This window comes from Arthrobacter sp. Dra40 (genome assembly GCF_059091905.1).
On record NZ_JBNHHB010000092.1, the window covers coordinates 1 to 19,666 of the forward strand.

A 19,666-nucleotide genomic window follows, 5' to 3' on the forward strand; every position below is an offset into this window, starting at 1 on the left:
CAGAACCAGGAGTGACCACAACAGTGGCCGTAAAGATTCGCCTTAAGCGCTTCGGTAAGAAGTTCTCTGCCCACTACCGCGTCGTTGTCATGGATTCGCGCGCCAAGCGTGACGGCCGTGCCATCGAAGAGATCGGGCAGTACCACCCGACCGAAGAGCCCTCGTTCATCGAGATCAACTCCGAGCGTGCCCAGTACTGGCTCGGTGTCGGCGCCCAGCCGACCGAGCAGGCCGAAGTTCTGCTCAAGATCACGGGCGACTGGCAGAAGCACAAGGGTATTGAGGGCCAGGAAGGCACTCTCAAGACCAAGGCTGCCAAGGAAGCCTTCGTGGCTCCCGAAAAGGATTCCGTGATCATCCCCGAGGCCATCACCCCGAAGGCCAAGAAGGAAGAAGCCTCGGAGGCACCCGAAGCAGCCGCAGACGAAGCCGAAAAGGCTGAGTAATGCTGGCTGAAGCGCTCGATCATCTGGTCCGCGGGATCGTTGACAGTCCTGACGACGTCACGGTCACGCAGAAGAGCAACCGCCGCGGTGACATCATCGAGGTGCGTGTTCATCCGGAGGATCTGGGCCGCGTCATCGGCCGCCAGGGCCGCACCGCCCGCGCACTGCGCACCGTGGTGAACGCCTTGGCCGATGAACAGGTCCGCGTGGACGTGGTCGATACCGACCGCCGCCGCTGATCCGGATCGGCGCCTGCCCGGCATCTAGCCGGGCACCCATTTCCATAACCTCCGGCCCCTGTACCAGATAATGGTCCAGGGGCCGGACGTTTTTCATTCCAGAGGAGTCTGCATGCAGCTGCAAGTTGCCCGGATCGGCAAGCCACACGGCATTCGAGGCGAAGTCACCGTACAGGTGCTGACCGATGCTCCGGCAGATCGGTTCGTGCCCGACGTCGAGCTGGCCGTGGAGCCGGCGCGCTTGGGGCCGCTGACCGTGCGCAGTGCCCGCTGGAACAAGGACATCCTGCTGCTGGGCTTCCACGAAGTCGCCGACCGCAACGGTGCCGAAGAGCTCCGCGGCGCCAAGCTCTTCATCGACACCGACGACGTCGAGGACGACGACGACGCCTGGTACGAACACGAGCTCGTCGGCCTCGAGGTGCGAGTCGGGGACGAAGCGGTCGGCAAGGTCTCGGGACTGAACACCATGCCTGCCCAGGACCTGTTGCTGGTGGAGGACCTGAACGGCGGGGAAGTCCTGGTGCCGTTCGTCGAAGAGATCGTGCCGGAAGTGGACGTGGAGGCCGGTTTCATCCGGCTCACGCCGCCCGCGGGCCTGTTTGAGCTGAACTCGCCGGACGTGCAGGAAACCCCCGACGACGGCGAGGAGGAGCGCTAGGTGCGCATCGACGTCGTCAGCATCTTTCCGGAGTACCTGGCCGCGCTGGATCTGTCGCTGATCGGCAAGGCCCGCCAGGATGGGTTGCTGCAGCTGGAAGTGCACGACCTGCGGGACTTCACCACAGACCGGCACCGCACCGTCGACGATACCCCCTACGGCGGCGGCGCCGGCATGGTCATGAAGCCCGAGCCGTGGGCACAGGCCCTCGAAGCCGTGGTGAACGCGGGCACCGCCGAACACCGGTCCGCCCCGTCGGATCCCGCGGTGGCTGCTGTTCCTGAGCCTGCGGTGGAGACGGCGCCAGAGCCCGAGGCGCCGTCGGCCCAGAATCCAGGGGTGGGGGCGGTCCCCGAACCTGCTGCGGCGCGGCCCGTCCTGATTGTCCCGTCCCCGGCCGGTGAGGTCTTCAACCAGGCCCTCGCCTACGAACTAGCCGCCGAAGACCACCTGGTCTTCGCGTGCGGGCGCTACGAAGGCATCGACGAGCGCGTTCTCGACTGGGCTGATGAGCATTTCCGCGTGCGGCCGGTCAGCCTCGGCGACTATGTGCTCAACGGGGGAGAGGTGGCCGTGCTGGCGATGGTCGAGGCGGTGGGCCGGCTGGTGCCCGGCGTCGTCGGCAACCCCGAGTCGTTGGTGGAGGAATCGCACTCCGACGGCCTGCTCGAGTATCCGGTCTACACCAAACCGTCCGAGTGGCGCGGCCGCGGCATTCCGGATGTTTTGCTTAGCGGAAACCACGCCAAGATCATCCGGCACCGCCGCGACGAGCAGCTGCGCCGCACGGCTGCGCGACGCCCGGACCTGATCCTGGCCCTAAACCCGGAAACGCTGGACAAGGCGGATCGTGCCACCCTGAACGAGCTTGGCTACACGGTCACGCCCACGCAGGTCCTGGCGGCTGCACCGTAAACGTCTGCCGCTCGCGTCTGGCTTTTGCACCCGCCCCTGGTCCTTGCAAGCCCTCGCCCCGGCATCCGGCCCTGTGCCGGCCTCCGCACCCGCCCCTGACCCAGGGCCGTGACAAAATCCCGGGGGAGATTAGAGGTTCGGCCGTGCGATATGGCAAAATGGAGGATTGTGTCCGCTGGGCGCGTTCCTGCCACAGGGGGAGCGTCGCCAACAGCAGGATTCCCGGCCACCGATTCCCGGAGGGGCCGGTTCCTGAATTTCGGCTGCGACCGTTCAAGGCATCTGCCTGGCCGTCGCGCCGTGACCAAAGTGAATGACCTGTGGCGTTCACCAGGAGTGAGAAATGCATATCCTCGACTCTGTTGACGCAGCATCGCTGCGCAGCGACGTTCCCGAGTTCCGCGCCGGCGATTCCGTCAAGGTGCACGTGAACATCATCGAAGGCAAGACCGCCCGTATCCAGGTTTTCCAGGGCTACGTGATGGGCCGCCAGGGCCATGGTGTCCGCGAGACCTTCACCGTCCGCAAGGTGTCCTTCGGCGTGGGCGTGGAGCGTACCTTCCCGGTACATTCCCCGATCATCGACCACATTGAGGTCGTGACCAAGGGCGACGTTCGCCGTGCCAAGCTGTACTACATGCGCAAGCGCCACGGCAAGGCCGCCCGCATCAAGGAGAAGCGCGACTTCGGCACCGCTAAGTAAAGCTGCTCTCGAGCAGCTTCTTGATCTAGGCAGTGCAGCAAATCTCTGGTTCCACGGAAGCCTCCGGGGAACCGCCAAGACGCCGGTCCGGAATTCCGGGCTGGCGTTTTGTGTTGGCCATCGTGGTCTGCGCGGTAGTGCTCAGCGCCGTCGTGCGGGCCACGCTGGTGGACGTCTACTACATCCCCTCCGGATCCATGGAACCTCTGCTGGAAACCGGCGACCGGGTGCTGGTGTCGCGTACCGATTACCACTTTGGCGAAATCCACCGCGGTGACCTGGTGGTTTTCGACGGGCGGGGCTCGTTCGCGCCCTTCAACAGCGGCAATTCCCCCTTCGTCGACGCCCTGCAGCAGGCCGGCCAGTGGCTGGGCGTTGCCGGCAGCGACACGATCTACGTCAAACGCGTGATCGGCCTGCCGGGGGACTCCGTCGAGTGCTGCGGTCCCGACGGACGTCTGCTGGTCAACGGCACCCCGGTCCGGGAGGACTACCTCTTCCCCGGCGACGCGCCCAGCGGGATGAAGTTCTCCGTCCAAGTGCCCGAAGATAGATTGTGGTTGATGGGGGACCACCGTTCCGCGTCGGCCGATTCGCGCGCCCTGCTCGGTGCACCCGGCGGGGGCATGGTTCCCGTGGAGCGCGTCATCGGCCGCCCGTTAAGCATCATCTGGCCGCTCGACCGTGCGGCAGGGCTGGACCGGCTACAGTTGGGCTCCCAGCCCGCAGAGAATCGAGGATAGTGAGTATGGACCAGGACCCGAAGGACACTGGCGGGTACCAGCCGGATGCCTCCGGGCCGCGGAAGCGCGAGCGCAGGAACGCCGGGCGGAACTCCCTGCTGTCATGGCTGAAGGAGATCGCCACGATCGTCGCGGTCGCCGTCATCCTCTCCTTCCTGATCAAGACTTTCCTCTTCCGCGCCTTCTTCATTCCGTCCACCTCGATGGAGGACACCCTGGAGGTGGATGACCGGATCTTCGTGAACCTTTTGGTGCCGCAGCCGTTTGAACTCAGCCGCGGCGACGTGGTGGTTTTCCGGGACGACCTGGGTTGGCTGCCCCCGAACGGAGTGCACGACGCCGGCAACTGGTTCCAGCAAGTCCTCACCTTTGTCGGGCTGATGCCTGATGCCTCCCAGCAGCACCTGGTCAAGCGGGTAATCGGCCTGGGCGGTGACCATGTGGTCTGCTGCGACGCCGACGGCCGCATCTCGGTCAACGGCGAGCCGCTGGACGAGGATCCCTACCTGGCGCCGGGCTCGGACAACACCCGGATTCCCTTCGACGTGACCGTCCCCGAGGGTAAAATCTGGGTCATGGGCGATAACCGGAACCATTCCGCGGACTCGCGCGAGCACCAGGACGAACCCTCCAAGGGCTTCGTGGATCTTGAGGCTGTCGAGGGCAAGGCCAGTGTCATCGCCTGGCCGCTGGACCGGCTGGGCTTCCTGGGCAACTATCCGCAGGTGTTCGACGGCGTCCCTGATCCTTCCGCAGCAATCGGCACCGAACCTCCCGCCATGGCGCGGCAGAACGAGTCCCAGTGACCAGCAAGAATCCCACGCTTCGTTTCGAACGTTCCTTCGCCGACGCCGGTCACCGGCTGGTGGCCGGAGCGGACGAGGTGGGCCGCGGTGCGCTGGCCGGACCGGTCAGTGTAGGGATGGTGGTCATCGACGTGACCTCGGCCAGACAGATCCGTGGCGTCCGCGACAGCAAGCTGCTCAGCCCGGCCGACCGGGTGGCCCTGGTGCCCAAGATCCAGAAGTGGGCCCTGGCGTACGGCGTCGGCCATGCTAGCGCGGCCGAAATCGACGCGGTGGGCCTGATGGCTGCACTGCGGCTTGCCGGTTCGCGTGCCTGGGGCCAGGTGCTGGCCACCGCCCGTCCGGACATCGTCATTCTGGACGGCAACCACGACTGGTTGTCCGCCGGGGAGCCTTCGTTGTTCGACGACGTCTCCCACCCGGGGTGTGACGCGCCGGTCCTGACGAGGATCAAAGCGGACCTGCAGTGCCTGAGCGTGGCCGCCGCCAGCGTGCTCGCGAAGGTGGAGCGCGACTCGATGATGACCAGCTACGCCGCCGACTACCCGGCCTACGCGTGGGAGATCAACAAGGGCTACGCGACAGCTGCCCACCGCGCCGCCCTGCAGGGAGCCGGGCCGTCGGACCTGCACCGCAGAAGCTGGCGGCTGACCCCGGAGCAGGCGCTGATGCCCGCCGTCGAGATCGCGACGTAAACGCCGCCGGCCAATCTGGGGCAGGATGGATACATGAGCGCCGAAGACCTTGAGAACTATGAAACCGACATGGAGCTGCAGCTCTACCGGGAGTACCGTGACGTCGCCGGCCTGTTCAGCTACGTGGTGGAGACCGAACGCCGCTTCTACCTGGCCAACCACGTCGACCTCCAGGCCCGGTCGGCCGACGGCGAGGTCTACTTCGACCTGACCCTGCAGGACGCGTGGGTTTGGGACGTCTACCGCTCCGCCCGGTTCGTGAAGTCCGTCCGCGTGATCACGTTCAAGGACGTCAACGTCGAGGAATTGACCAAAAACGACGACCTCACCCTGCCCAAGGACGGCCTGGGCGGCTGACTGGCTACCGGCCGCCGACGCCGTCCAGGGTGATGTAGGTTTTGCGGACGGTGTCGTGCACTTCCCATGTGCCCTTCCACCCGGCAGGCATGACAACGGTGTCTCCGGCGCGAGCTTCAACGGGTTTCTGCCCCTCTGCGGTGATGGTGACACTCCCGGCCAGGATCTGGCAAACCTCGTGGTAGCCGTCCCGCACTGCGGTGAACAAACCGGGGGAGCACTCCCAGATGCCCACGTTCAGGCTGTCCGCGCTCCAGACCTCCCGGGATGCCTCGTGCTGGCCCGCGGTGACCGCCGTTGGTTTAGGTTCGGGCGCTCCAAGCAGGGCGTGCGGGGCCGCCGGGAGGTGAATGGTGTCAATGGACATGATTGTTCCTTTCCAGGGGGTGATCCGCGCTGGCCGAGCAGGACCGTGCTTGTGCTGCTCGACCAGGCGGCAGTTCTTCAGGCGCGGCCGGAGATGAGGTCTGCGGCCCTGGCGATCGGGGATGTGGACGTGCGGCCGGAGTTTTCCGACCTGTCGGCGGCGTAGTAGGCCGCGTACAGGGCCTGGACGGCAATCCAGCGCAGCGGTTCCACTTCCCACTTGCGCACCCGGCGGTTCACCCACGGCATGGTGGTCAGTTCGCTCTCTGTGTCCAAAACCAGGTCCCGCAGGGTCCTGCCGGCCAGGTTCGTCGCGGTCACGCCGGTGCCGACATACCCGCCGGCCCAGCCGATGCCGGTCTCCCGGTCCAGTCCGACGGTGGCCTTCCAGTCCCGCGGGACGCCCAGCACCCCGGCCCAGGCATGGTCGATGCGGGCACCGCGGGTCGCCGGGAACATGTCATGCAGAATCGCCGTCAGGTTCTGGATGGTTTCGGGCTGGGTGGCCCCGTCCGTGTCGGTCTTGGAGCCGAACCGGTAGGGGACACCGCGTCCGCCGAGCGCAATCCGGTTATCGGCCGTCCGCTGGGCGTACATGTAGGCATGCGCCATGTCGCCGACGGTGTCGAACTCATTCCACCCGATCGCCGCCCAGACGTCGTCGCCCAAGGGCTCGGTGGCGATCATGGACGAATTCATCGGCAGCCATTCGCGGTGCGTCCCCTTCAGGTTGGCGGTGAAGCCCTCCGTCGCCCGCAGAATGTACTCGGCCTGGACGTCACCCTTCTCTGTCCGCGCCAGCCGGGGGCTGATCTCGGTCACGGTGGTGTCCTCGTAGATGCGCACCCCGAGTGCTTCCACCTTCTCGGCCAGGCCGCGTACCAGCTTGGACGGATGGATCCGGGCACAGTGCGGCTGGTGAACGGCGCCGAGCGTGTTGGCAATCCGGACCCGCTCGTTGCTTTCCGACGCGCTCAGCAGGCGGACCCCGGCCTCGGGCCACTGGGCTTCGGCTGCGGCCAAGGCCTTGAGCCGGGCCAGCTGGGCCGGGTTGCGGGCCACGTTCAGTTCACCACCCTTGCGGACACCGGCGTCGATGCCCTCCGCACTGGCGACGGCGATGACCTCATCCACCGTCTCGTTCAGCAGCGTCTGGAACCGGCCCACCCGTTCACGGCCGTGTGCTTTGACGTACTGGCCGCGGCCGCCGGTGATGCTGTTGGTCAACCAGCCGCCGTTGCGGCCCGAGGCGCCGAAGCCGGCAAAGCGGCTCTCGAGCACGACGACGTCCAGTTCCGGCCGGGCTTTCTTGAGGTAGTACGCCGTCCACAGCCCGGTGTAGCCGGCGCCGACGATGGCGACATCCGCCGTCGTGTCCGCGGCCAGAGCCGGCCGGGGCGCGGGGAGCCCGCCTTCGGCAAACCAGAAGGAGACGTTGCCGTTTACCGTCGAGGCCGTCTCGTTGATCAGTTCTTTGCTCATGGTGGGTTCCTAGGTCGTGGAGACGAGGTCGGAGTCTTCGAGCAGCACGCCGTCCCCGGCGGACCAGTAGACAACGGCATCGTCTCCGGGCCGCAGGCCGTTGCTTTCGGACAGCGGGGTGCGGACAATGCCGGTCGAACCGTCGGCCAGCTGCAGCTCGTATTTGTGGCCGGAGCCCAGATAGATGTTCTGGACGACCTTGACCGGGACGGTAACGGCCCCGCCGGGGGCTTCCTCCGCCTTCGGGGCGACGCGCAGCTGTTCCGGCCGCAGGACCAGGGCACCCTTGCCGGAGACGCTCCGGCCGGCGGGGCCGCGGAGCCTGGCTCCGTGGAAGTCCATGGACCACTCCTGGCCGGCAGTATCGACATCGGCACGGAAAATGGTGGACTCGCCCATGAACTGGGCCACGAACAGGCTGGAGGGGCGCTCGTAGAGCTCCGCGCTGGTCCCGACCTGCTCGATCCTGCCGTTGTTGAAGATGGCGATGCGGTCGCTGAGAATCAGGGCTTCTTCCTGGTCATGGGTGACGAAGACGAAGGTGCGGCCGACTTCCTGGTGGATCCGCTTGATCTCCAGCTGCAGCTTCTCGCGCAGGTTCTTGTCCAGGGCGCCCAGCGGCTCATCCATGAGCAGCGCCCGAGGATTGAAGACCATGGCGCGGGCGAAAGCGACGCGCTGCTGTTGACCGCCGGAGAGTTCGCGCGGATAGCGGTCCTCATAGCCGGCCAGCCCTACGGTTTTCAGCGCCTCGGCAATCAGCGTTTTCTGTTCGGACTTGGGCGTCTTGCGCTGCTGCAGCGGAAATGCGATGTTCTCGGCCACGCTCATGTGCGGGAACAGTGCGTAGTGCTGGAAAACGACGCCGAGCCCGCGCTTGTGCGCCGGCACATTGTCCACGCGCTGGCCGTCGATCTCGATCGAGCCGCTGGTCAGGTCGGTGAAGCCGGCCACGAGATTCAGCGTGGTCGTCTTGCCGCTGCCGGACGGGCCCAGCAGTGTGATGAATTCACCCGGCTCGATGGTCAGCGACACGTCGTCCACGGCGGTGGATTTGGCATACCGCTTGGTGACGTTCTGGATGTCGATCCGGGTGCCGGCCCCGGTGAGCTTACTGGACACGTTTCCTCCTACGCATACTGAGCAGCCCGACGGCAATGATGATTGTCGTCAAGAGCATGATCATGGTTGCCGCGGCCGCGATGGTCGGGTCCGTGTCCCTGGTGACGGACGAATACATCTTGACGGGCAGCGTTTCCAAGTACGGACTTTTAATGAAGATGGACAGCACGACCTCGTCGAACGAGGTCACGAAGGCGAAGAGCGCTCCCGAGACGACTCCCGGCAGAATGGACGGCAGAATGACCCGCAGGAAGGTGGACCACCGGTTCGCGCCCAGGCTTGCGGCCGCCGTCGCCAGCCGCTGATCGAAACCGCTGAGGGCCGCCGTGACGGAGACCACCACGAACGGCACGGCCAGGACCGTATGGGCCAGCACGAAACCCGTCAAAGTGCCCAGCATCTGCAGCCGCAGGAAAATCGCGTAGACGCCAATGGCGAGGATGATCGCAGGGACCACGATCGGGGCCAGCAGCAGCGCCTGCACCGTCTTGGCAGCCCGGCGCCTCACAAACTTCTGCAGGCCCATGGACGCCGCGGTGCCGATGACCGTCGCCGCGACGGCAACGATGACGGCGATTAATATTGAATTGCCGAGGGCCGACATCCACGCCCGGTCACTGAAGAAGTTCTCATACCAGCGCAGCGACCAGCCCGACGGCGGGAAGCTCAGCGAGGCCTTGTCGGTAAAGCTCAGCGGAATCACGATCGACGTCGGCGCAATCAAGATGACGGCCACCAGTCCCGCATAGGCCACCAGCAGGGACCGGGTCAGCACGGAATGTTTCACAACAGCGCTCCTTCATCGCCGGCGGCACGTTTGCTCTTGCGCAGCAGCAGCGCCAGCAGGCCCAGCAGCAGCAGGGTGGCAACAAGCAGGATGACGCCCAGTACGCTGCCGCGTCCCCACTGGAGCTGGCCATTGACCTGCACGTAGATGTATTGCGAGATCAGCATTTCGGACGGCGAGCCGAGCAGCGCCGGAGTGATGTAGAAGCCGAGCGCCTGGATGAAGACCAGCAGGGAGCCGGACACCACGCCGGGCATGGCCAGCGGCATGAAGATGCGGGTGAAGGATACGAAGGGAACGGCGCCCAGGCTGCTGGAGGCCTGCAGCAGCCGCAGGTCCACGTTCCGCATCGACGCATACAGCGGAAGCACCATGAAAGGCAGCAGCACCTGGACCATGCCGATCAGGACGCCGGTGGTGTTGCGGATCATTTCGAACGGCCCCAGCCCGAGGAACCCAAGCATGCCGTTGATCAGGCCGTTGTCCTGCAGCAGGATGATCCAGGCGAAGCTGCGGATCATCAGCGACGTCCAGAACGGTATGAGGACGATGACGACCAGTGCGGCGCGAACCTTCGGGCCGGAAATCACCATGAAGTACGCATACGGGTAGGCCAGCACCAGGCAGATGACTGCGGAGAGCAACGCCACCCACAGTGTCCGGCCGAGGACGGCCCAGTTCCCGGCGTTGGAGGCAAACCACTCGTAGTTCTGCGGACCGGGCACGGGGTCCGCCACGCTGCGCCACATCGCCTCTGCCAGCGGATAGGCGAACACGCCGACCATCAGCGCCAGCGCCGGTAGCAACAACAACAGCGGGCTCAGCCGTGTCCGCCTGCCGGCCACCGGGGCCGCGCCCTCGCCATTCCCCGTCCGGCCGGCCGAGTCTGCCGGCCGTACGGGGTCTTTGACTGCATTGCTCATTAGGAGACCCAGGCCGTCCAGCGTTCCAGGGTGGAGGCGTAGTTCTCGCCCCACCATGCGAAGTCGGAGACCAGGACCTTGTCGGCGATCTCCGGCTCGGTGATCAGGAACTTCTTGCCGTTCTCATTCACCGCGGGCTGGGCGTCCACATGGACCGGGGAATACGACGTTTCCTCCGTGAGCTTCTCCTGCTGTTCCTTGCCCAGCGCGTAGTTGATCAGGGCCATCGAAGCCTTCGGATTCTTGGCGTTGGTGGGAACGGCCAGGACATCCATGACCACGACGCCGGTCTCCCAGACCGGCTCGAACGGGGCTCCGTTTTCCACGGCTCCGAAGGCGCGGCCCGACCAGATCAGGGCCATGTCCACTTCCTCGGCCTCAAGCATCTGCTGCGACTGGGCACCCGTGGTCCAATACACCAGGCTGTCCTTGATCGTGTCCACCTTTGCCAGCGCCCGCTCGACATCGAGCGGATACAGGTCTTCCTTGGCGACCCCGTCGGCGATCAGGGCGCCCTCCAGGAGGCCGCCTCCGACGTCGGCGCCTTGGACGGCCCGCTTGCCGGGAAACTTCTCAGTATCGAAAAAGTCAGCCCAGCTCTGTGGTGCGTTGCTGAATTTCTCGGTGTTGTACACCATGACGGTGGCGTACTGCATGGCCGGCACGTAGCAGTCGCTGGCCAGTCCCTCCGGGATGTTGGACTTATCGATGATGGAGTAGTCCAGCTCCTGGAGGAGCTTCCCGCATTGCCCGGCCGCCCAGTTCGAATCGGTGTCAACGACGTCCCACGTCACGTTGTTCGACTCCACCTGTGCCTGGATTTTTGCGTACTCCATTGGCCCGTCCGACAAGACGTTCGCCCCGGACTCCTCGGCGAAGGGCGTCACTGCCGCCGCCATCTGTCCGTCCTGGTACAGCCCGCCGTACGAGGCAAAGGTCATGTTAAGGCCATCCAGCGCGCCGGGCTTGACGGTGCCCGCCTCAGCAGGACCGGTACCCAGATCGATCTCCGCAGAGGCGGAAGTGCCCCCGCCGCCGCAGGCCGACAGAAGCAGGGCAACTGTTGCCGCCATTCCAACCGGCAAGGCCCGCTTGCGACGGTGTGTGGTATCTGTTGACATCTTTTCTCCTCTTTGAGTGTGGAACGCTGAGTGTGGAGCCGTGCTGACGATGGAATGCCTGTCGGACTGTCCCGACTGGAATGTTTCAGATGGTTGGCGGGCTGATGATCCACATGACTTCGGATTTGCCGTGGGCCAGGTTGCGAAGACCGTGGGGTGTGGAGGAGAGGTATTCGACGCTGTCCCCGGACTCCAGGACATGGGACTCGCCGGAGAGGCGAACCTCCACCCGCCCTTTCAGGCAGACAAGGACCTCTTGGGCATTTCCGTGCGCGTACAGCTCCTCGCCGGTCCCGCCGTGAACCTCGAGCTCGCCGGCGTAGACCTCCAGATTCCGCTGGGGCGAGCCGGTGAGCAGGTATTTGTTGAGTCCGTCGCCGGAGTGGAAGACAGGCCGGTCGGCCTTGCGCAGTACCCGGCCCTCGGACCGGGTGCCGTCGATCAGTTCCGCCGTCGTTGTTCCGAGGGCCTCCGCGATCTTCTTGAGCGTGGCGACGCTGGCATTCGAATGCTCATTCTCCAGCTGGCTGAGGAAACCCGAGCTGACGCCGGTCAGCTGGGCCAAGCTGCGCAGCGAGATGCCCCGCAGTTCCCGGGCGGCGCGGATGCGATGTCCGATGGATTGCTCGTTCCCGGCTGCATCGTTCACCATACACCTCCCTAAGTCATATCGAACGGGTGATTTGTGTCACTAATCACTGTGTTTAGTCAGACCCTAGCCGGAGAGCCGACGGGAGACAAGGGGTTCGCCAGGTTTTTTTCGTGATCGAACTATCGGGAGCGTTCAGACGACCGGCGAGGCCGCCCCTCCGGTCATCCGCCCAGGTCGGCTCCAAGCTGGAGGCGTGCCGCCGATAGCAGCAGTGAATTGGTGTAGTCAGGCGTGATCTTGGGGTCTTTCGTGGCGACGGCCATGATGAGCCCGTCGATGAGCGCGACGAACGTGTCGACGATCTGGTCGACAGGGAGGGCGGGGGAGAAGTGGCCGGCGTCGACGCCTTCGTTGATGGCTTCGGCGAGTGCCTTGCGCCAAATGTTGTTGGTGTGCACCACCACTGGTTGCACCTCCTCGTTTCTGCTGGCGGCCGCGCAGGACTCCAGCCAGACGGTGCAGTGTTCCGGATTCCTGACCGCACCGGTGAGGAGCGCACGGATCTTCGCGGCCGCGTCCTCCTGCCGCAGTGCGGGCAGCCGCCATTCCGTCGCTCTGCGCTCACAGGCAGTCACCAGCATTTCGCGGACCACGGCGTCGCGACTGGGGAAGTAGTGCTGGATCATCCCGATTGAGATCCCGGCTTCCGTGGAAATGTCCCGCAGTCGGATGCCGTCGAATCCCCGGACGGCCAGAAGGCGTTCCGCCGCCTCGAGGATGAGCAGGCGACGCGGCAGATCCTCGCTGGGCAGGGCAGTATCGGGGCTGGCAAGGGGAGCCATGGTTTCCCTCCAAAGTGCTGTGATACGGTTCACAATAATTCATTATTAACGCGAAGGACAGCTACGGGCGCCTTCCCCCCTGGGGAGCCGGACGAGGCTCGATCAGAGGGCAGAAGGTGCTGTGCAAGACCGCGACGATGGCGTCGAGGCAGTCGTCGCGAGGGCTGCGGCGCCGAACGCGTGGCGCGCACCCAATAGCCTGCCACCCACAGAAGCGAGGAACCCATGGACCGGCTGGTAGACCGCACCATCAGCGCGACTGCCTTCACCGATGAAGCCTGCCAGCCGCTGCCCGCCCGGGCTCGCACCGTCGTGGTCGGCGGTGGAATTGTAGGGGCCAGCATCGCCTATCATTTGGCGGCGTCGGGGGAGACGGACGTCCTGCTGCTCGAAGCCAATGTTCTGGGCAGCGGCACCACGTGGCACGCGGCTGGCTTGGTAACCGGCGGGAGGACCACGACGGCGATGACCAAGCTGGCCCGGTACGGCCTCGAGACATACCGCACGCTGGAACAACGCTCCGGGCTCGACGTCTCGTTCCAGCAGTCCGGCTCGGTGATGGTGGCGCGGACCGCAGGCCGGGTGGATGAAATGCACTACGCCCGCGACGTGGCCCGCCAGAACGGCACCGAGGCGGAGATCCTGGACGCGGCGGGTCTGGGCCGGTTGTGGCCGCTGGCCCGGACCGAGGGCGTGCTCGGCGCGCTCTACCTGCCGCACGACGGGCACATCAATCCCGGCTACGCGGCGCTGTCCTTCGCCAAGCTCGCCCTCGAGCTCGGTGCCGCCCTGCGCGAAAACGTGTCCGTCTCCGGCATCCGTCACACGAAAGGCCGGGTAACGGGTGTCATCACCGACCAGGGAACGGTAGAGAGCGAACGGGTGATCCTCGCCTGCGGGCTGTGGACGCGAGACCTGGCTGCGACCGCCGGAGCGCATGTGCCGCTGTATGCCGCCGAGCACGTGCACGTGAGGACCGAAGAGATTGACGGCGCCGTGCCCGAGCTGCCCGTCTTCCGGGACCTGGACAACAGCTACTACATTCGGCATGAATCGGGGCGGCTGCTGGTTGGCGCCTTCGAGCCGGACGGGTTGCCGCGGCCGGTGAGTGAGATCGGCCGGGGCGGTTTCGCCGAGTTCGAGGCCGACTGGGAGCACTTCGCGGCGATCCGCCGCAAGGCCGAGGCAGCGGTGCCGGTGCTGGCGACCAGCAACTACGACCGCTTCCTCAATGCCCCGGAGAGCTTCACCCCGGATTCCAACTTTGCCCTCGGGGAGACGTCCGAGGTGCGCAACCTCTTTGTTGCGGCCGGCTTCAACTCCCAGGGCATCATTTTCGCCCCCGGCGCCGGCAGGGAACTGGCCGAGTGGGTGATCTCCGGATCGCCCGGCTTCGATGCAGCCGCAGTGGACGTCCAGCGGTTCTCGCGGCACCAAAGCAACCGCCGCTACCTGCATGCCCGGACCCGGGAGGGGCTGGGACGCCTCTACGCCATGCACTGGCCGCAGCTGCAGCCGGCCACCGCCCGCAACGTCCGCCGCTCGCCGCTGCACTCCCGTCTGGCCGGGCTCGGCGCCTGCTTCGGGGAACTCAACGGCTGGGAGCGGGCCAACTGGTATGGCGAACCCGGGACCGCGCCGGACTATGAATACAGCTACGGCCGGCAGAACTGGTTCGACCGCGTCGGCGAGGAGCACCGTGGCGCACGGGAAGGGGTGGTGCTGTTCGACCTGAGCTCCTTCGCGAAGATCGAAGTGGCAGGTCCGGATGCGCTGGCGGTCTGTCAGCAGGCCTGCACGGCGGACGTCGACATCCGCGTCGACAAGGCCGTCTACACTCTGATGCTCAACGAGGCCGGCGGGATCGAACTGGACGGCACCGTAACCAGGCTCGGGGAAGACCGGTTCCTCCTGGTGACGCCTGCCTTCAGCCAGGACAAGACACTCGGGTTCCTGCGGCGGCTGGCGCTCGGCAAGGCGGCCGCGGTCTTCGATGCGACGGCCGGCCTGGCGACCATCGGGGTCATGGGACCGAAGAGCCGGGAACTGCTCAGCCGCGTCTCGCCCGAGGACTGGTCGGACTCCGCCCAGGCCTACACCGAAGGACGGACCGTGGAGGTTGCCGACGGCTTCGCCTACGCCCTGCGGGTGAGTTTTGTCGGCGAACTCGGCTACGAGCTGTACCCGGGCGCGGACACGGCCATCAACGTGTTCGACGCGTTGTGGGAGGCCGGCCAAGACCTCGGCGTGCGCCTGGCCGGATACCACGCCCTCGACTCGTTGCGCAGCGAGAAGGGTTTCCGCCATCTCGGGCATGACATCGGATCCGCCGACGACCCGTACTCCGCGGGACTGGGCTTCACCGTGGCGCTGGATAAGCCGGGCGGCTTCGTGGGCCGGGACGCGGTGGCGAAGCTGGATCCGGCGGCGCCCGCGTACCGGACGGTCTATGTGGCACTGGAGGACCCGGAGCCGCTGTTTGTGCACGACGAGACCGTTTTTTGCGACGGCGTGCCGGTGGGACGCATGACCAGCGGCAGCTACGGCTACACGCTGGGACGCGCTGTCGGCCTCGCATCAGTAGCCGGGGAGACCGATCTGTCCGGCAGGTTCACGGTGCAATGCAAGGGGCGGCTCGTCGCGGCCACGGTCTCGCGGCGCCCGTTCTACGATCCGAAAGGGGAGCGGTTGCGCGGATAGATGACCGCTTGCTGGTCGAGTCGTGATTTCCTCGACCGAGGCGCCCGGTGTTCGGCCGCCTGGTCAGCGGCCCAGCGCGGTCGGAACACCCCAATCGGCGTTTGCCTCGACAGGGAAGCGAGCCAGTCGGAAGGGGCTGATGTCAGCCTCGGGCTGCTTGTCCTCGACGAGGTCGGCGACAATGATGCCCATCAGCGCAGAATATTTGAACCCCTCGCCGGCATCCCCACAGGCCACCACAACGCCGGGGATCGGCGAATCGACGACGAACCTGCCATCGGGGGTGTCGGTCCAGACACAGACCTGTGCATCGAGCACATCAGGCTGCAGCGATAACAAACTATGGCGCACCCTCTCCTGGATGATGCCGGTGCGCACCTCATCCGGGGTCCTGTCGGCGTCCCCCTCGACGTAGTTTCGCAGCGGACTGTCCAGGCCGACCTTGTAGCCTGTGCCGGGGCTGCTCATTGCGTAGATGCCGGGCGCTTCGTTTGTGGGTCCGTCGAAAAAGCAGGGATAGTCGTCGGCGGCGCCCCGCCGACGTGCATCACCGAAGTGGACCACCTGCTCCAGGTACGGCCGCAGCGGCGCAGGCAATCCAAGCTGTGAAAGCAGGACGCCGCTCCCCGGGCCGGCCGCAATCACCACTACGTCCGCCTCGACGTGCCTGCCGTCGGAGAGGGAGGCACTGGCAGTCCCTGCAGTTGCCGAAACCTCCGACACCGTGGCCCCTTGCAGGAATGTTCCGCCTGCCGCGCAAAACAGCCGAAACTGAGCCTGCAGGCTCACGTCGGCCAAAACCACGCCGGCGTCCGGCTGCCAGACGGCATCCCGGCCGTCCGGCCTCAAGCCGGGCAGAAACTGTGCAACCTTGCGCGACTCGACCTCCTCGAAGGGCACGTCTTCGGCGAGAAGCGTTGACCGCAGGCGCGGCAGCGACATCGTGTCTCGCCACAGCAGGCCCTTTCGGTGGTAAACGGGTTGCCCGGCCCTGCTCGATAGTCGCTGCATGGCTTCCAGCCCCAACGTGGACAGCCGAACCCGACCGGGGTCCGGGTCGGCAATACGCCACATCCGGGTCGGTCCATAAGAGGATGACAGCGGGTTCGAGACGCCGAAGCGGTCAATCAGGGTGACGTGATGACCGCGACCGGCCAGCTCGGCCGCTGCCGGCAAACCCCATGCGCCGGCTCCGATGACAGTTATTCTCACTGCGGGTCCTTCCTGTCCCTGAACCGTTTCTCCATCGGCTGCCTTGCAGCATTCCGCTGACCAGTTTGATGCCGCCCGCACTGCACGTGCTGCACGTCACTTCTGTAGCGTAACGGAGACTTTCATCCTGCCCCTCCCAAGCTGCGATGTGTCACCCCGCTGTGCGAACTGTCTGCTGGCGTGACCGCGTGTTAGTTCTGCCCGCTGATGAAGACCGTTGCCCCGGTGTCGCCCTGTCCTCCACAGGACAGCATCCGGCGTCGACTGTGCACATCGCGGGTTTCGCGAAGTTTTCTGGCGTTGCCCGGCATCAGGCTGGGGGCATGAGAGCGAAGGACGAACTGGGCCGGCGCGGCGAAGAGATGGCCGCGGCCTACCTATCCGGCTCCGGCCAGCGGGTGATCGACCGGAACTGGCGCAGCCTGCACGGGGAGCTGGACATCGTTTCGGTGGACGGGGAATCCATTGTCGTTTCCGAGGTGAAGACCCGTCGCAGCACCGACTACGGCCATCCCTTCGAAGCGATTACCGACGCCAAGGTCCGGCGCCTCCAGCTCCTGGGACGCCAATGGCTGCGCGAGCACGGCATGGCCGGCACCAGGATACGCGTGGATGCCGTGGCGGTGCTCTACGGGCAGGCCCGGTGGCCCGTGATCGAGCATTTGAAGGACGTTGGCTGATGACACTTGGACGAACGTTCTCAGTTGCCTTGGTCGGACTCAACGGACACATCGTCGAGGTGGAAGCGGACATCGGTCAAACCCTCCCGGCATTTGTGCTTCTGGGGTTGCCGGACGCGTCCCTGTCCGAAGCCAAGGAACGGATCAGGGCGGCGGCGAAAAATGCCGGTGTCCCGCTCAGCCGGCGCAAGATCACGGTCAACCTTGTCCCTGCCTCGCTGCCGAAGAAGGGATCGGGCTTCGACTTGGCCATCGTGCTGGCAGCCCTTCAAGCAGCTGGCGATATCCGAGCCAGCGGACGCATGGTCTTCCTGTCAGAGCTCGGGCTGGACGGACGGCTCCGCCCGGTCAGCGGTGTACTGCCGGCCGTCATGGCAGCTGTGGAGGCTGGATATCCACACGTGGCCGTCGCTGCTGCCAATGCCGCCGAGGCCGCCTTGGTGCCGGGCGCTGAGGTTCGGAGCTTCCAGACGCTGGCAGAAGTGCTCTCGGCGCTGGGTGCCGATCCCCGCCGGCTCATCCACACGCCACCGGAAGCACGGTCCGCACCCGCGGCGGCAGTGCCTGCCCCTGCCAGTCCCGCGCCGGACCTGGCGGACGTGGCGGGACAATATGAAGCCCGGACGGCGCTGGAAGTGGCCGCCGCCGGCGGGCACCACCTGCTGCTGGTCGGCCCGCCTGGTGCCGGCAAGACGATGCTGGCCGAACGGCTGCCGGGAATCCTGCCTGACCTGCCGGACCACCACGCCATGGAAGTGACCGCTATCCACTCCCTCAGCGCCACAGCGGCACCGCTCACGGAACTGCTCAGGCGCCCGCCGTACGAGAGTCCGCACCACACGGCCACTGCCGTCTCGATCATCGGCGGAGGCTCCGGCCTACCCCGTCCCGGTGCCGCCTCCAGAGCACACCGCGGCGTGCTCTTCATGGATGAAGCGCCCGAGTACGACCGTCAGGTTCTCGACGCACTGCGCCAGCCGCTGGAGAGCGGGAAGCTGGTGGTCCACCGTGCCGCCGGCAGTGCCGCCTACCCGGCTCGCTTCCAACTGGTGATGGCCGCCAATCCTTGCCCGTGCGGGCTCTCCGGAGGCAAGGGCTTGGACTGTTCGTGTACGGCAGAGCAGAAGCGCCGGTACTTCGGCAAGCTTTCCAACCCGTTGACCGACCGTATTGACCTCCAGTTGACCTTGCAACGGTTGACAGTGGGCATGATGGCCGCGGACGCCACCCGGGAAGGTAGTGCGGCGGTCGCGGCTCGGGTCGCGGCCGCCCGCGCCGCCCAGCTGGAGCGGCTGCGGCCGTGGGGGATCGCGTTGAACTCGGAGATTAGCGGCGAACTGCTGACCGGCCAGCTCAGGCCCCCGCGGGCCATCACCCGGGATCTGGACCGAGCCATGGAAAGTGCCGTGCTGACGGGCCGCGGCTACACCCGGGTCCTGCGGGTGGCGTGGACCCTCGCGGACCTCGCTGGCCTGGACCGGCCGGACCGGGATGCAGTCAGTGCTGCGCTGGCCTTCCGTCAACAAGTCAAAGCCGCCTGACCATGGTGTCCCTTTCAGCGGCTGCCGGCCACGAGGAGCTGACCAGAATGACACAACTGCCTTCCAATGATGAACGCCTGGCGCGGGCCGCACTGTCCCGGTTGATGGAGCCGTCGGACTGGATTGGACTGGCGCTCATTGCCGTGGCCGGGCCCCTCGATGCCCTACGCATCGCCACGGGGCAGGTGGGTGCCGGGCACGGCCTTCAGTCGGAGTTGTTAAGGGTCCTGGACCGCCAGGCTTCGGCAGGCAATGAGCAGCCGCTGGCTGACGCCTTGGAGCGCTGGGCACCGCGGGTCAAGGACCTTGCGCCCGAACGTGACGTGGCGGTCATGGGCAGGCTCGGCGGGGCGCTGCTCATCCCGGGAGATGCGGTGTGGCCGGCGGGGCTGGCGGATCTCGGGCTGGGGGAACCGCTCTGCCTATGGGCACGCGGCCGGTTCACGGACGGAATTCCGGAGGTCGGTTCCACCGTAGCGGTCGTTGGTTCCCGGGACAGCACCAATTACGGCAACCAGGTCACCGGAGACATCAGCAGCGGGCTGGTGCAGCGCGGCTACTGCATGATCTCGGGTGGCGCCTACGGAATCGATGCGCAAGCCCACCGATCGGCGCTGGCGGCAGAAACGGAGCATGTCTCCACCATGGCGGTCATGGCCGGCGGTCTCGACCGGTACTACCCGGCCGGGAACGAGGAACTGCTGCGCACTATCTCCGGCCGGGGCATCCTGTT

Annotated in this window: 21 protein-coding genes and 1 pseudogene; 13 read left to right on the forward strand and 9 right to left on the reverse strand. The window is 66.0% G+C overall.

Going from position 1 to position 19,666, the window contains the following annotated elements; all coding sequences use genetic code 11:
• Nucleotides 1-23 precede the first annotated feature (23 nt).
• The 9 genes and pseudogenes from rpsP to AC5RWT_RS23860 all read left to right on the forward strand — a co-directional run bounded on the left by rpsP (nucleotide 24) and on the right by AC5RWT_RS23860 (nucleotide 5,565).
• Complete coding sequence (gene rpsP, locus AC5RWT_RS23820) at nucleotides 24-446, forward strand: 30S ribosomal protein S16 (RefSeq protein ID WP_493967854.1); 423 nt, start codon at nucleotides 24-26, stop codon at nucleotides 444-446.
• Nucleotides 446-685, forward strand: coding sequence for an RNA-binding protein (locus tag AC5RWT_RS23825; protein WP_494082329.1), 240 nt, complete (start codon nucleotides 446-448; stop codon nucleotides 683-685). The genes rpsP and AC5RWT_RS23825 overlap by 1 nt, the downstream gene beginning before the upstream one ends.
• A gap of 112 nt (nucleotides 686-797) precedes the next feature.
• A complete protein-coding gene (gene rimM / locus AC5RWT_RS23830) occupies nucleotides 798-1,346 on the forward strand; it encodes a ribosome maturation factor RimM (protein WP_494082330.1) in 549 nt (182 codons plus the stop codon).
• Nucleotides 1,347-2,207 (forward strand): annotated as a pseudogene (gene trmD, locus AC5RWT_RS23835) (tRNA (guanosine(37)-N1)-methyltransferase TrmD); the annotation flags it as partial.
• Between the two features lie 397 nt (nucleotides 2,208-2,604).
• Nucleotides 2,605-2,964, forward strand: a complete 360-nt coding sequence (rplS, locus tag AC5RWT_RS23840; RefSeq protein ID WP_494082331.1) for a 50S ribosomal protein L19 — start codon at nucleotides 2,605-2,607, stop codon at nucleotides 2,962-2,964.
• 41 nt (nucleotides 2,965-3,005) lie between these two features.
• Nucleotides 3,006-3,707: a signal peptidase I gene (lepB, locus tag AC5RWT_RS23845; RefSeq protein WP_494082347.1), complete on the forward strand. Its 702-nt coding sequence runs from the start codon at nucleotides 3,006-3,008 to the stop codon at nucleotides 3,705-3,707.
• 5 nt (nucleotides 3,708-3,712) lie between these two features.
• Entirely contained in the window at nucleotides 3,713-4,513 is an 801-nt protein-coding gene (lepB, locus tag AC5RWT_RS23850) for a signal peptidase I (protein ID WP_494082332.1), read from the forward strand.
• A complete protein-coding gene (gene rnhB / locus AC5RWT_RS23855; RefSeq protein WP_494082333.1) occupies nucleotides 4,510-5,208 on the forward strand; it encodes a ribonuclease HII in 699 nt (232 codons plus the stop codon). The genes lepB (AC5RWT_RS23850) and rnhB overlap by 4 nt, the downstream gene beginning before the upstream one ends.
• 33 nt (nucleotides 5,209-5,241) lie before the next feature.
• The gene (locus AC5RWT_RS23860; RefSeq protein ID WP_127514805.1) at nucleotides 5,242-5,565 is read left to right on the forward strand and encodes a DUF2469 domain-containing protein; all 324 of its coding nucleotides are present in this window, start codon (nucleotides 5,242-5,244) and stop codon (nucleotides 5,563-5,565) included.
• Nucleotides 5,566-5,569: 4 nt separating this feature from the next.
• Here AC5RWT_RS23860 and AC5RWT_RS23865 read toward each other — a convergent pair whose 3' ends face one another.
• The 8 genes from AC5RWT_RS23865 to AC5RWT_RS23900 all read right to left on the reverse strand — a co-directional run bounded on the left by AC5RWT_RS23865 (nucleotide 5,570) and on the right by AC5RWT_RS23900 (nucleotide 12,800).
• Nucleotides 5,570-5,932, reverse strand: a complete 363-nt coding sequence (locus AC5RWT_RS23865) for a cupin domain-containing protein (protein WP_494082334.1) — start codon at nucleotides 5,930-5,932, stop codon at nucleotides 5,570-5,572.
• 77 nt (nucleotides 5,933-6,009) lie between these two features.
• Nucleotides 6,010-7,413, reverse strand: a complete 1,404-nt coding sequence (locus AC5RWT_RS23870) for an NAD(P)/FAD-dependent oxidoreductase (RefSeq protein ID WP_494082335.1) — start codon at nucleotides 7,411-7,413, stop codon at nucleotides 6,010-6,012.
• Nucleotides 7,414-7,422: 9 nt separating this feature from the next.
• Nucleotides 7,423-8,535: an ABC transporter ATP-binding protein gene (locus AC5RWT_RS23875; protein WP_494082336.1), complete on the reverse strand. Its 1,113-nt coding sequence runs from the start codon at nucleotides 8,533-8,535 to the stop codon at nucleotides 7,423-7,425.
• The gene (locus AC5RWT_RS23880) at nucleotides 8,525-9,322 is read right to left on the reverse strand and encodes an ABC transporter permease (RefSeq protein WP_494082337.1); all 798 of its coding nucleotides are present in this window, start codon (nucleotides 9,320-9,322) and stop codon (nucleotides 8,525-8,527) included. The genes AC5RWT_RS23875 and AC5RWT_RS23880 overlap by 11 nt, the downstream gene beginning before the upstream one ends.
• Complete coding sequence (locus AC5RWT_RS23885) at nucleotides 9,319-10,245, reverse strand: ABC transporter permease (protein ID WP_494082338.1); 927 nt, start codon at nucleotides 10,243-10,245, stop codon at nucleotides 9,319-9,321. Before AC5RWT_RS23885 ends, AC5RWT_RS23880 begins: the two co-directional genes overlap by 4 nt.
• Entirely contained in the window at nucleotides 10,245-11,366 is a 1,122-nt protein-coding gene (locus AC5RWT_RS23890; protein WP_494082339.1) for an ABC transporter substrate-binding protein, read from the reverse strand. Before AC5RWT_RS23890 ends, AC5RWT_RS23885 begins: the two co-directional genes overlap by 1 nt.
• A gap of 85 nt (nucleotides 11,367-11,451) precedes the next feature.
• Nucleotides 11,452-12,018, reverse strand: coding sequence for a helix-turn-helix domain-containing protein (locus tag AC5RWT_RS23895; protein ID WP_494082340.1), 567 nt, complete (start codon nucleotides 12,016-12,018; stop codon nucleotides 11,452-11,454).
• A gap of 161 nt (nucleotides 12,019-12,179) precedes the next feature.
• Nucleotides 12,180-12,800 (reverse strand): TetR/AcrR family transcriptional regulator, encoded by a 621-nt coding sequence (locus tag AC5RWT_RS23900; RefSeq protein ID WP_494082341.1) that lies wholly within the window; start codon nucleotides 12,798-12,800, stop codon nucleotides 12,180-12,182.
• A 225-nt stretch (nucleotides 12,801-13,025) separates the two neighbouring features.
• Here AC5RWT_RS23900 and AC5RWT_RS23905 point away from each other — a divergent pair, with 225 nt between their 5' ends.
• Nucleotides 13,026-15,500, forward strand: coding sequence for a GcvT family protein (locus AC5RWT_RS23905; protein WP_494082342.1), 2,475 nt, complete (start codon nucleotides 13,026-13,028; stop codon nucleotides 15,498-15,500).
• Nucleotides 15,501-15,563: 63 nt separating this feature from the next.
• Here AC5RWT_RS23905 and AC5RWT_RS23910 read toward each other — a convergent pair whose 3' ends face one another.
• Nucleotides 15,564-16,793: an NAD(P)/FAD-dependent oxidoreductase gene (locus tag AC5RWT_RS23910; protein WP_494082343.1), complete on the reverse strand. Its 1,230-nt coding sequence runs from the start codon at nucleotides 16,791-16,793 to the stop codon at nucleotides 15,564-15,566.
• A gap of 242 nt (nucleotides 16,794-17,035) precedes the next feature.
• Between AC5RWT_RS23910 and AC5RWT_RS23915 the strand changes: the two genes are divergently transcribed.
• From AC5RWT_RS23915 to AC5RWT_RS23925, 3 genes are all read left to right on the forward strand, one after another.
• Nucleotides 17,036-17,392 carry a YraN family protein gene (locus AC5RWT_RS23915; protein ID WP_494082344.1) on the forward strand — a complete coding sequence of 119 codons (357 nt, stop codon included), beginning with the start codon at nucleotides 17,036-17,038 and terminating at the stop codon, nucleotides 17,390-17,392.
• The gene (locus AC5RWT_RS23920) at nucleotides 17,392-18,933 is read left to right on the forward strand and encodes a YifB family Mg chelatase-like AAA ATPase (RefSeq protein WP_494082345.1); all 1,542 of its coding nucleotides are present in this window, start codon (nucleotides 17,392-17,394) and stop codon (nucleotides 18,931-18,933) included. Before AC5RWT_RS23915 ends, AC5RWT_RS23920 begins: the two co-directional genes overlap by 1 nt.
• 47 nt (nucleotides 18,934-18,980) lie before the next feature.
• A partial coding sequence (locus AC5RWT_RS23925) for a DNA-processing protein DprA (protein ID WP_494082346.1) occupies nucleotides 18,981-19,666 on the forward strand: 686 nt, incomplete at its 3' end.